The sequence below is a fragment of the Streptomyces sp. NBC_01283 genome, from assembly GCF_041435335.1.
GTDB lineage: Bacteria > Actinomycetota > Actinomycetes > Streptomycetales > Streptomycetaceae > Streptomyces.
The window spans coordinates 9,355,936-9,368,897 of the sequence record NZ_CP108430.1; the positions used below are offsets into that span (position 1 = coordinate 9,355,936).

Annotated in this window: 6 protein-coding genes; 4 read left to right on the top strand and 2 right to left on the bottom strand. The window is 70.0% G+C overall.

All coding sequences use genetic code 11. From position 1 onward, the window contains the following. Nucleotides 1-109: 109 nt before the first annotated feature. The 4 genes from OG302_RS42305 to OG302_RS42320 all read left to right on the top strand — a co-directional run bounded on the left by OG302_RS42305 (nucleotide 110) and on the right by OG302_RS42320 (nucleotide 10,914). Nucleotides 110-1,330: a cytochrome P450 gene (locus OG302_RS42305; RefSeq protein ID WP_371524580.1), complete on the top strand. Its 1,221-nt coding sequence runs from the start codon at nucleotides 110-112 to the stop codon at nucleotides 1,328-1,330. A 40-nt stretch (nucleotides 1,331-1,370) separates the two neighbouring features. Next, the gene (locus tag OG302_RS42310) at nucleotides 1,371-9,437 is read left to right on the top strand and encodes an amino acid adenylation domain-containing protein (protein WP_371524578.1); all 8,067 of its coding nucleotides are present in this window, start codon (nucleotides 1,371-1,373) and stop codon (nucleotides 9,435-9,437) included. Between the two features lie 114 nt (nucleotides 9,438-9,551). After that, the gene (locus OG302_RS42315) at nucleotides 9,552-10,097 is read left to right on the top strand and encodes a DUF1707 domain-containing protein (protein ID WP_371524576.1); all 546 of its coding nucleotides are present in this window, start codon (nucleotides 9,552-9,554) and stop codon (nucleotides 10,095-10,097) included. Between the two features lie 43 nt (nucleotides 10,098-10,140). Next, the gene (locus OG302_RS42320; protein ID WP_371524574.1) at nucleotides 10,141-10,914 is read left to right on the top strand and encodes an NAD-dependent epimerase/dehydratase family protein; all 774 of its coding nucleotides are present in this window, start codon (nucleotides 10,141-10,143) and stop codon (nucleotides 10,912-10,914) included. 81 nt (nucleotides 10,915-10,995) lie between these two features. On the opposite strand, the gene OG302_RS42325 is transcribed toward OG302_RS42320, so the two are convergent. After that, on the bottom strand, nucleotides 10,996-11,847 hold the full coding sequence (locus OG302_RS42325) for an ABC transporter permease (protein ID WP_371524572.1): 852 nt from the start codon (nucleotides 11,845-11,847) through the stop codon (nucleotides 10,996-10,998). Then, entirely contained in the window at nucleotides 11,844-12,830 is a 987-nt protein-coding gene (locus OG302_RS42330; RefSeq protein ID WP_371524570.1) for an ATP-binding cassette domain-containing protein, read from the bottom strand. Before OG302_RS42330 ends, OG302_RS42325 begins: the two co-directional genes overlap by 4 nt. Between the last annotated feature and the right edge of the window lie 132 nt (nucleotides 12,831-12,962).

The window sequence follows — 12,962 nt, forward strand, 5'->3', positions numbered from 1 at the left end:
CTGAGTTCGGGGTCGACTGCGTTACAGTCCGCGTAGATGTCGCGCATCGTTGGCGAACCCCAGAATCCGTTGTGAGTTCCCAGTGCCAGGAAAAGGCGGGAGAACAATCGTGACCACCCTGACTGTTGAGTGCGCCGACCTTACCGACCCGCAAACCTTCCTCGCGGCCGATGCCGAACTCGTGGAGATGTGGCGCCGGTTCCGGTCGGCGAGTCCGGTCCACTGGCACGAGGTGGAGGACCGTGCCGTGCCCGGCTTCTGGGTGCTCTCGCGCTACCGCGATGTGATGGAGGTCTACCGGGACAACAAGCGCTTCACCTCCGAGTACGGCAATGTGCTGGCGACTCTGCTGGAGGGCGGGGACTCGGCCGCGGGCAAGATGCTCGCCGTCACGGACGGCCAACGCCACCGTGAACTGCGCAACTTGATGCTGAAGGCGTTCGCACCCCGGGTGCTCGAACCGGTCGTCGCCGGAGTGCGGGAGCGCACGGACCAGTTGGTGCGGAGCGCTGTCGAGGCCGGGGACTGCGACTTCGCCAAGGACGTCGCGGAGCACATACCGATGGCCACCATCGCCGACCTGCTGGGGGTTCCTGCCGGTGACCGCGACGATCTGCTGGTCCTGACGAAGGAGGCGCTCAGCACCGAGGACGAGGGCAGCTCCGCGGACGAGGCGATCGTCGCGCGCAACGAACTGCTCTTCTACTTCGCGGAGTTGGCCGCGGTGCGGCGCAAGGACCCGCGTGACGATGTGCTGAGCATCCTCACGACCAGCACCATCAACGGCGAGCCGCTCACCGAGCAGGAGATCATTTTCAACTGCTACAGCATCATCATCGGCGGCGACGAGACCAGCAGGCTCTCGATGATCAGTGGCGTGCGCGCGCTGATGGAGCACCCGGAGCAGTGGCGGCGGCTCAAGTCCGGGGAAGTCACCGTGGACAGCGCCGTGGAAGAGGTACTGCGCTGGGTCAGCCCCGCCATGCACTTCGGCCGGCGGGTCCGCGAGGACGTCGAGATCGGGGGCCGGCTCCTTCGCGCCGGCGACGTCGTCACGCTCTGGAACAGTTCAGCCAACTACGACGAGGACCTTTTCGCCGACCCCGGTTCCTTCGACCTGGGCCGGACTCCCGGCAAGCATGTGGCGTTCGGCTACGGACCGCACTTCTGCCCCGGCGCCTACCTGGGCCGGGCCGAGATCGCCGCCATGCTCTCCGCCCTGCGCACTCACGTCGCAGAAGCCGTGCCGAACGGCCCGGCCAGGCCCATCCACTCCAACTTCCTGCACGGATACAGCAGTCTGCCGGTCTCTTTGAGTTCAGCCAGGTAGCCCTCGATCCCCTTTATCGTCCCGAGACTCTGGAGAATTCGTGAGCGACCCACGAGGATCGTCCGCTGACGTGCCGTTCGCCGGGACGGGTGTTCCTCCGGCCACCTTCACCGAGCTGTTCGAGGCACGGGTACGGGAGGTGCCGCAGAATCCGGCCGTCGAGTGTGCCGGCACGGTCTGGACGTACCGGGAGCTGAACGCGTCGGCGAACAGGTTCGCGCACTGGCTGATCGGCCGCGGTATCGGCCCGGAGCAGACCGTGGCCCTGGCGATGCCGCGCTCGGTCGAGCAGATCGCAGCGCTGCTCGGCATCATGAAGGCCGGCGCAGCCTATCTGCCCTGGGACCTGGGCCATCCGGAGAAGCGCATCGCGTACATGGCAGCCGATGCCGCCCCGACTGCCGTGCTCACCACACGAGCCGCCGCCGTGCGGCTGCCCGCGGGGCTCGAGGCGGACGTGCTGGTCGTGGATGCACCGGACACTGCGGCGGCTCGGCGTGGTGCGCCGGAGTCGGACCCGGTCGACTCGGGCCGGGTCGGGCCGCTGAGCGTGGCCAACGCCGCGTATGTCATCTACACCTCGGGCTCCACGGGCCGGCCCAAGGGGGTGACGGTGACGCACTCCGGGCTCGCCGCACTCCGGGCCGAGGCCATGCGGGTAGGTGAACTCGGTGACTGTGCGGGCGCCCGAGTGCTGCAGTACGCGGCGCTCAGCTTCGACATGTCGGTGTGGGACCTGGTGACGGCCTTGACCACGGGGGCCCTGCTCGTCCTCCCGGCGCAGGAACAACTGGTGGGTGAGGAGCTGGCCGCGCTCCTGGCGGAGCGCGAGGTGACGCACGCGACGCTGCCGCCGAGCGTACTGGCCACGCTGCCCGCAGGCACCGCGGCATCCCTGGACCAGCTGCGGGTCATGGTGGTCGGAGGGGAGGCGAGCACCCCCGCCCTCGTGGCCGAATGGGGCGCCGCGCGACGGCTGTTCAACGCCTACGGTCCGACCGAGGCCACCGTGTGGGCCACGTTCGGCGGACCGCTCCGCGACGGTGCGGTGCCGATCGGCACCGCGATGACGGACGCCCGTGCGTATCTGCTCGGCGAGGACCTCACGCCAGTCGCCGAGGGGCAGGCCGGCGACCTGTACCTGGCGGGCCCGGGGCTGGCCCGCGGATATCTGGGGCGCCCGGCCCAGACCGCGACGCGGTTTTTGGCCGATCCGTTGGGCCCCGCGGGCGGACGGATGTACCGCACCGGCGACGTGGCCCGAATAGGCGCCGACGGGCAGTTGGAGTATCTGGGCCGCAGCGACGACCAGGTGAAGCTGCGGGGACAGCGGATCGAACTCGGCGAGGTGGAGACGGCTCTCGCGACGCATCCGAGGGTCCGTCAGGCCGCCGTCGTGGTCCAAGACACCGGCACCGGCGGAAAACAGCTGGTCGGCTTCGTGGTGCCGGCGTCCGATACAGGGACCCAGCGAGCCGAGCCCGTGGGCGGGGCAGGGCAGCTCACCCTGGGGCCGGGACTCGGCGCGGCCGAGCTCCGTGCGTTCTTGGCCCGGCGTCTGCCGGAGGGCATGGTACCCGGAAAGATCATGGTCATCGACGAGATGCCGCTGACGCCGAACGGCAAGGCGGACAAGGCGGCGCTGCCTCGGCCGCAGTCCCGCGGGGCTGACTACCGTGCGCCCCGCTCCCCGGTCGAGGAGGCACTCGCCGACGCCTTCGCCGAGGTGCTCTGCCTCGCCCGGGTCGGCATCGACGACGACTTCCTGTCGCTGGGTGGAGACAGCATCCAGGCCATGCGGGTCGCTTCACAGATACGGGCACGAGGAGTGGAGGTCTCCTTCCGGCAGATCTTCGAGTCCCGCACGGTGGCCGCCCTCGCCGACGCGATCGGCGTGGCGGAACCGGACCCTGCCACGGAACTCGCCGACGGGGGAGCGGGGCGGCTGCTGCACCTCCCTGCGACTCACCTCCTGCACGAGCTGGGGCCCGGCGCGGCGCGATACTGCCAGGCGATACTCCTGAACCTTTCCCAAGGCCTGGACCGGACCACCCTGGCCGCCACCCTGGCCGCGCTGATCGACCATCACGACATGCTCCGCGCCCGCGTGACGGAATCCGACGGAGGCGGGCTCGTCGTGGCCCCGCCGGGCTCGGTGACCGCGGACCCCCTGATCCACCGGGTCGCCGCCGACGCCCCCTGGGAGGCCGCGGCGGGCACCGAGCGGGCCGAGGAGTGGAACCGCCTGCTGCGCACCGAACTCGAGGCTGCCGCCGCCCGGTTGGACCCGGCGGCCGGCCCGGTGGCGCAGTTCACCTGGTTCGACGCGGGCAGCCGCGGGGCGGGGCGGCTGCTGATGGTCCTGCACCATCTCCTGGTGGACGCCCACTCCTGGCGCATCCTCCTCGCCGACCTCCGCACGGCCGGGGAACAGCTCCGGACCGGCCTGGACGTCGAACTGCCCCCGGTCACCGCACCGCTGCAGTCCGTCGCCCGCGCCCTGACCGAGGAGGCGCACCGGCCCGCGCGCGTGGCCGAGCTGGACGCCTGGCTCGCCGGCGTCGACGGGCCCGACCCGGCTGTCGGTGCGCGCCGCCGGAACCCGGCCGACGGCGCGGACCCCGCACCGGTCGGCGCCCGGATCCTGCTCCCGGCCTCCGTCACCGACACCCTCCTGGCCGCTCTCCCGGCCGCCTTCCGCTGCGGGGTCGAGGACGCTCTGCTCACGGCGCTCGCGCTGGCCCTGGCGAATCGGCGAGCGGCATCCGGGGCCGACGCGTCGTCCGTGCTGATCCGCCTGGACGAGTACGGCCGGGCGGCGGCCGAGGTGGCCGGCGTCGAACTGTCCCGGACCGTCGGCCGGTTGACCGGCAGCACCCCGGTACGCCTGGATGTGACCGGAGTCGACCTGGAAGAGGCGTTCGCGGGCGGATCCGCCGCCGGCACCGCTGTCAAGGCGGTGAAGGAGCAGCTGCGCGCCCTGCCCGACCAGGGGATCGGCTACCGCCTCCTGCGCCACCTCAACCCCAGGACTGCTGCCGTCCTGGAGCGCTCGGCAAGCGGCCGGATCTCCTTCGCCCACCTGGGCCGGTTCCCGGCCCCCGCCACGGACCTGCCTGGTGCGGGATTCACTCCGGCCGAGGGCTGGACCGTGCCCGCAGCACCGGACGCCGGCGCGGATGTCGACCTCGCCGTCCGGACCGCCCTGGTCGACACCGGCGAAGGCCCGTGCCTCGAAGCCGTGTTCACCGGCTCCGGGGCCGTCCTCACCGCCGCCGAGGTGCAGGAGCTGGCGGATCTGTGGGGCCTGGCGCTCGACGCGATCTCCCGGCATGCCGTCCGGACCGGCGCGGGCGGCCTGACACCGTCGGACGTGCTCCTGCCCGGTGTCACCCAGCAGGAACTCGACGACTGGCAGCAGCACTATCCGGGCCTGTCCGATGTCTGGCCTCTCGCACCGCTTCCGCAGGGGCTGCTGGTGCACTCGCTGATGGAGCACGAGACATCCGCCGAGGTCGACACCTACCAGGTCCAGTACACCTTGCGCCTGTCCGGGCCGGTCGACCCCGCGCACCTGCGCGCTGCCGCACAGGCCCTGGTCGACCGGCACCCCGGCCTGCGGGCCGGCTACGCGCCGGGACCCGACGGCACCCTCGTCCAGTTCGTCGTGGACGGCGTCGAGTTGCCCTGGCAGTACCTCGACCTGAGCAGCCTTGGCGAAGCCATGCGCGACAGCGCCTACCGGCAGTTCCTGTCGAGTGACCTGACGGTCCACTTCGACCTCGCGGTGCCACCGGTGCTGCGCATGTCGCTGCTGACGCTGGCCGAGGACCGTCATGTGCTGATCCTGTCGGCCCACCATGCCACCCTCGACGGCTGGTGCCTGCCCCTGCTGGCCCAGGACCTGATGCGGCTCTACGCCGATCAGGGAGCCGCCGCGCTGCCACCGGCCCCCAGCTACCGCGACTACCTTGCCTGGCTGGACCGGCAGGACACACAGGCGGCGGCCCGCGCCTGGGCGCAGGAGCTGGCAGGCCTGACGGAGCCGTCGCTGCTCACCGCCGGCACCGCCCCCGCCGGTTCGGCGGGCGGCACCGACCGCGTCGACGTCCCCCTGCCGGCCGCCGCGGCCCTGGCACTGCCGGACCGGGCCGCCGACATCGGGGTCACCCTCAACACCCTGGTGCAGGGGGCCTGGGCCGTCGTCCTCAGCCATCTGACCAACCGCCAGGACGTGGTGTTCGGCGCCGCGGTGGCCGGACGGCCCGCCGAGCTGCCCGACGCGGACCGCATGGTGGGAACCTTCATCAACACCGTGCCGGTACGGGTGCGCTGCGACCCGCAGGAGACCGCCGCACAGCTGCTGGAGCAGCTGCAGCAACGGCAGGGAACCCTGCTGGGCCGCCCTCCCTGCGGACTCGGCGAGATCCAGAGCGCCGCCGGGCTGCCGACGCTGTTCGACACCGTCATCGGCTTCGAGTCCTTTCCCCTGGACAGGGAGGCCGCGGCCGAGGCGGCCGAGGCGGCGGGCTTCGCCGTCACCGGCATCGGCCTGCACTCCCTCAGCCACTTCCCCATGACCGTGTTCGCTCATCCCGACGGCGACCGGCTGCGGCTGACCATGCAGTACCAGCGGCAACTGCTCGACCAGGAATACGCGCAGCGGGTCGCCGCACTGTACGGGCGGGTTCTCGAACGGCTCGCCGCAGACGTACGGGCGCTGCTGGGCGACCTGGTCGTCGAGGAGCCCGCAGGAGAACTGAAGGCCGACGGGGATGCCGGGCTCTCCGTTCGGAGCCGGGTGCTCGACCCCCTCCTCGGCGAACGGGTCCGCAGCTGCGCGAAGAAACTCGGGACCGACCCGGCGGCGCTCTTCCACGCGGGCTGGGCCCTGGCGGTGTCGATGTTCAGCGGGCGCGCGGACGTGTGCTTCCGCAGCACCGCGGCCGGCGAGACCCGGCCGGTTCAAGTCGAGTTGACCGGGATGAGCGTGCGGGACCTGGTGCATCGCATGGACCGGGAACTGCCCGGCTTCGGCCACCGCGCCCACCCTCGGCGGTTCGACATGATCCTCGACTTCCGGGGCCCGCACGCGAACGGGAGTGCCGCGGACGACGGGCGCGCTGAGCCCGTGGAGGTGGCGATCAGCGGCCGCCACGGACGCTTCACCGTCCAGGGGCGGGCCGGCCTGCCCTACGACCCGCAGTCCGTCATCGACTACCTCGAGACGGCGCTGGCGCGACTCGCCGACGCCCTCCACGGCGACCGGGCCGCCCAGCACCCCGCTCTCGAACTGCCTGTCCTGGGCGACGAGGTACGCCGCCAGGTCCTGGCGGAGCGGAGCGAGGCGCCGGCCGCACAAGCGCCGGGCCGGTGCGTCCACGAATGGTTCGAGGAAGTGGCAGCCGCGACCCCGGACGCGGTCGCGGTCACCGCCGAGGGCCGCAGCCTCTCGTACCGGAACCTGAACGCACGCGCCAACCGCCTGGCCCGCCATCTGCGGGGCCTGGGTGTCGGGCCGGAGGTTCTGGTCGCGCTGCGCCTGGACCGGACCGAGCATCTGGTTGTCGCCGTGCTCGCCGTGCTCAAGGCCGGTGGCGCGTATGTGCCGATCGACCCTGCTTCCCCTGCCGACCGGACGGCCCTGGTGCTGCGCGACAGCGCGCCGCGTCTGCTGCTGACCGACGCCCCCTCGGACCCGGACCAGGCCCCCGGCGTCCCGCCGATCCCGGTCGTCGACGTGCGCGCGGACACCGACCGGTGGAGCGGGCTCTCGGCCGAGGACCTGCCGGACACCGGTGTCCGGCCCGCCCATGCGGCCTACGTCATCTACACGTCGGGTTCGACGGGCACCCCGAAGGGCGTCAAGGTCGAACACCGCAACGTGGTACGGCTGTTCACCACCACACGGGAGCACTTCGGTTTCGACGAGCAGGACGTGTGGGCGCTGCTCCACTCGTTCGCCTTCGACTTCTCGGTGTGGGAGATGTGGGGTGCGCTGCTGCACGGCGGCACCCTGGTCGTGGTGCCACGGGAGGTCGCCCGCAACCCGAAGGACCTGTACCGGCTGCTGTGCACCTCGCGGGTGACGGTGCTGAACCAGACACCGACGGCCTTCCACCAGCTGATCGCGGCCCAGGGCGAGGACGGCGCGGAACATGCCCTGCGGGTGGTGGTGTTCGGCGGCGAGGCACTGAACCCGGCGCTGCTCACACCATGGATGCGGCGCGAGGCCAACCGGGACACCCGGCTGGTGAACATGTACGGCATCACCGAGACCACAGTGCACACCACCCACCACCTCCTGACCGGGGCTGACGCGGATCGGGTCGTCAGCCCGGTCGGCCGGCGCCTGCCGGACCTGCACACCTATGTACTCGACCGGTACCTGCGGCCCACACCGGTCGGCGTCGTCGGCGAGCTGTACGTCGGCGGCGCGGGCGTGGCGCGCGGCTACCTGAACCGGCCGGCACTGTCCGCCCAGCGCTTCCTCGCGGACCCGTTCGCCGGGAAGCCGGGCGCACGGATGTACCGGTCCGGGGACCTGGTCCGGTGGCTGCCCGACAAAACCCTCGAATACCTGGGACGCAACGACGACCAGGTGAAGGTCCGCGGGTTCCGCATCGAGCTCGGGGAGATCGAGGCCCGGCTCACCGAACACCCGGCGGTCCAGGACGCGCGGGTCGTGGTGCGCGACCACGGCGACGGGGACAAGCGCGTGGTGGCCTACGTCGTCCCCGCGGCGGACCGCGCACCGGCGGTGCGCGAACTGCTCCGCCTGGAACGCGCCGAGGGCGACACCCACCCGCCGGTCCGCGAACTGCCCAACGGCATGACGGTGTTCCACCACAACAAGAGCGAGACGGACTTCGTCTACGAGGAGATATTCACGCGCGAGGAGTACCTGCGCGGCGGCATCACCATCGACAACGGCGACACGATCGTCGATGTGGGCGCCAACATCGGCCTGTTCACCCTGTTCGCGTCGAACCGCAACCCGGACGGCCGTCTCTACGCCTTCGAACCGCTCCCACCGCTGCACGATTCGCTGCGCCGCAACGTCGAGCTCCACGGCCTCAACGCCAAGCTGTTCGACTGCGGTCTGGGGGCGCAGGCACAGGAGGAGACCTTCACCTTCTATCCGCACAACACCGTCAACTCCACCCGCGCCGCGACCGCGCCCGAGGCGCGCGACCTGGTGCGCGCCTTCCTGCGCAACAAGGCGAAGCCGGCCGACGGCGCGCGGCCCGGCGCCGCTGCAAAGGACCTGATTGACGAGGTCGTCGAGTCCCGCCTGGAGAGCCGGACGTTCACCTGCCGTGTGCGCACCTTCTCGGAGATCATCGAGCAGGAAGCCATCGACCGGATCGACCTGATGAAGATCGACGTGGAGGGCGCCGAGCACGAGGTCCTCAAGGGCATCCGCCCGGAGCACTGGCCGAGGATCCGGCAGTTCGCCATCGAACTCCACGACGTCGACGGCAGGTTGGCAGAGGTCGAGACGCTCCTGAAGGACCACGGCTTCGAGGTCGTGTGCGAACAGGACAGCAGCCTGCTGCACAACACGGTCCTCTGCAACGTCTACGCCCGGCGCGACGACGGCCGCAGCGCGGACCCGGGTCCCAGGGCCCCGGTGGCGCCGGCCCAGCGGCGGTGGTCCGGCCGGGCCGACCTGCTCGACGACGTGCGGAACAGTCTGCAGGAGGTTCTGCCGACGTACATGCTGCCGTCCGCCTACACCCTGCTCGAGGCACTGCCGCTCAATCAGAACGGCAAGCTGGACCAGGACGCGCTGCCCGAACCCGGGCGCCCGCGCAGGGACTTCACGCCGCCGCGTAGCCGGGCGGAGCAGGAGCTGTGTGTCTTGATGGCGGATGTCCTGCACATCGACCAGGTAGGTGTCGGCGACAACTTCTTCGATCTGGGCGGCGACTCACTGCTGGCCTCTGGCCTCACCGGCCGGATCGGCAGGAAACTGGGGGTCAGAGTGCTCATCAACGAGGTGTACGGGGCCCCCGACGTCGCGGCGCTGGCGCGCATCGTCGACAATGCTCCCAAGGTCCGCTCGCCGCGGTTGCGCAGGAGGGGCACGGGGGACGGGTCCTGATCCGCCCGATTGTGCCCGCCGGGCCCGAGACGGCCCAGGGCATTCCCCCGCAGTGAGCACCTGCCGTTCGGCAAGATGCGGGTGATCCACTGACATGACATGAGAGTTGAGGACATGGCTTCCCACTCGAAGGACCCGAATACGCTCATTGGCGACGATGACCGGGACCGGGCCGCACAGCTGCTGAAGGACGCGTACGCAAAAGGACAGCTCACGCACCAGCAGTTGGACCAGTGCCTCGAACAGGTGCTGAGCGCCAGGACGCGGGGCCAGATCGATGTGGCTGTGGCTGGGCTCCCGGCACAGAACCCGGACGACCGGTCCACGATCACCACGGTGAGCGGGCTGATCCTCCGGCGCGGCCGGTGGCGGGTGCCCGCGGACCTCACGGTCGCATCGGCACTTGCGACGGTCTACCTGGACCTGTCCCGGGCGATCATCGAGCATCCGGTCGTCGACCTCGAGGTCCTGGTCGGCGTGGGACGCGTCCGGATCATTGTGCCGCGCGACGCGATCGTCGACCTCAAGGACATGGAGACCGGGTTGAAGGGCCTGTCCTACAAGCCCGGAAGGTCCTCCGGTTCCGATGGGCCGCGGATCCGGATCCACGGGACCGTCGGCATGCGGAAACTGACGGTCCGGCATGCGCGTCTGCGCTGACTGATCTGCTTCCTGGGTTCCCGAGCCGCAGAGTTGGAGCAACGTGCAGATCATCGGCCACGGCTTTCTCGCCCGGCATCTCTCGGAAGCCTTCAGGGATCGGTTTCCCGGGGTCACCGCGATCGCAGCCGGCGTCTCCAGTCATTCGGGCGTCGCACCCGCGGAGTTCGGCCGGGAAGCCGAGCTGGTGCGTGAGGTCCTGCGCGAGTGCAGGGACCGGCACAGGACGGTGCTGTTCTTCTCCTCGGCCTCATTCGCGGTGTACGGGTCCACCGGTGCCCCGTGCTCCGAAGGAGACCACCTGGTGGCTCCGCCATCGGCCTACGGCAGAAGCAAGTTGGCGCTCGAGTCGACGATCCGCGGCTCGGGAGTCCCTTACCTGATCCTGCGGCTGAGCCACACGGTGGGCCGACACCAACGACCTCACCAGCTGCTGCCCGGACTGACGCGGCAGGTACGGGCCGGTGCCGTGCGGGTGCAGCAGGGCGTCCACCGGGACCTGCTGGACGTGAACGACCTCGTCGATGCCATCGGGCGACTGCTCGGCCAAGGTGTGCGGGACGAGGTCCTCAACGTGGCATCCGGGGCGCCGCAGCACGTCGAGGCGATCCTGGACGGCATCGAGATGCGGCTGGGCACGAGCGCGGTTCGGACGTACATTCCTGGCGACGCGGCAGTCACCCGCGTTTCGATCCGCCGGCTCCAGTCCTACGTTCCGGACTTCCGCCCTGGGCTGCGGAGCGCGGCGAGCTACCTGGATGACCTCCTGGACGCCTATCTGCCGTACTGCACCCAGGGGCCGGCCGGAGACGAGTGAACGACGCGGCCCAAGGGGCGGGTCTGCCGACCCGCCCCTTGCTTTGATCTTGCCGGCACCCGCGTCCGGGGCACCGCCCCGTCAGGATGTGGCGGTGCGCCGGTACTTGCGCACGGCCAAGGTACGAAAGACGACGATGATGATGACCGAGTAGATCAGCGACGCCTCAATCGGGTGCTGCATCGGCCATGCGTCCCTCGCTCCGGTACCCGGATTGCCGAACAGCGTGCGGGCAGCCTGCACGGTCGCACTGAACGGGTTCCATTCGGCCATGACCCGCAGGGGGGTTGACATGCGAGTGGGGTCTACGAAGGCGTTGGAGATGAACGACACCGGGAAGATCCACAGCATGGGAGCCGACGACGCCGCCTCGGGGGAGCGTGAAGCCAGTCCGGTCAATGCGCCGACCCAGGTGAAGGCGTATCCCAGCAGGAACAGCAGCGCAAAGCCGGCCAGCATCTTGGGAATTCCCTCATGGAAGCGCCAGCCGACTCCCGCTCCGACGCCGCCCAGCACCACCAGGACGAGAGCGATCGTCACAGAGTCGGACAGAGTGCGGCCGGTGAGCACCGCGCCGCGTGCCATCGGCAGCGAACGGAACCGGTCGACAAGTCCCTTGCGCATGTCATCGGCGATGCCCGCGGCGGTCGCGATGACCGAGAAGATGACGGTCTGGGCCATGATGCCGACCACGTTGAACTCGCGGAATGCCGCGCGGTCGGTGGTGCCGCCGATGTTCACCGAGCCCGCGAACACATAGGTGAACATCACGATGAAGATGGTCGGCTGGATCAGCATGAACAAGATCATGCCCGGAGCGCGCTTGACCCTGATCAGCCCGCTCTTGGCGATGATGAACGAGTCGCGCACGGACTGGCCGACGGCGCCCCCGGTGGGCGGCCGGACGGCGGGTGGCGGTGCCAGGGCGGTCACTTGGCGGTCTCCTTCACTCGAAGGTCCTCACTGTCCTTAACGGTCTCGGCAGCGCGACCGGTAAGGGAGAGGAATACGTCGTCCAGGGTCGGACGGCGCAGGGCGATGTCATCAAAGGGAATGCCCAGCTCGTCCAGTCGGCGAATGATGCCGCCGAGCGAGCGGGAACCGTCCGAAACCGGCACGATCAGTTTGCGGGTGTGCTCCTCGACGGATACCTCGCCCCGCCCCTCCGAGGCCATCACCAGACCGGCGCCGGTGAGGTCCTCGCCCTCGGGAAGGATCATCTCGACCCGCTCGTTCCCGACGCGTGCCTTGAGTTCGTCACTCGTGCCGTGGGCGAGCACCCGGCCGTGGTCGATGACGCAGATCGAATCGGCGAGTTGGTCGGCCTCTTCCAGGTACTGCGTGGTCAGCAGGAGCGTGGTGCCTTCGGCGACCATCGCGCGGATGACGTCCCACAGCACCCGCCGACTGGTGGGGTCCAGGCCCGAAGTCGGCTCGTCGAGGACCATCACCGCCGGCTTCATGAGCATGGCCGCCGCGAGGTCGAGACGGCGCCGCATGCCGCCGGAGTAGGTCTTGGCAGTTCGGTCGGCGGCGTCGGTGAGGTCGAACAGCGTCAACAGCTCATCGGCGCGGGCTGCCGCGTCGCGTTTCCTCAACTGATAGAGGCGGCCGATGAGTTGCAGATTCTCCCGCCCCGTGAGGAACTCGTCGACCGCGGCGAATTGCCCCGCCATGCCGAGCGAACGGCGCACCGTGTCCGGGTCCTTGACGACGTCCGCTCCGAGTACGGTCGCATGCCCGGCGTCAGGCATGAGCAGGGTGGTCACTATCCGTACGATGGTGCTTTTGCCGGCGCCGTTGGGGCCGAGCAGGCCGAGCACGGTTCCTTTGGCGACGTCCAGGTCGACACCGTCCACCGCCCGTACGTCGCCGAAGTGTTTCACCAGGCCCTCAGCATGGATGGCCTCTGGCATAGAGCACTCCTGTGGTCAAAGGGTTGGGGACGTGTGTGGGCACTCGGCGACACAGGCTGGACAGGTACCTGCGGCCGAACCCTGTCCTCGGACTGTGGCACGCGATATAACGCGTGTCAACCATTGAGATAT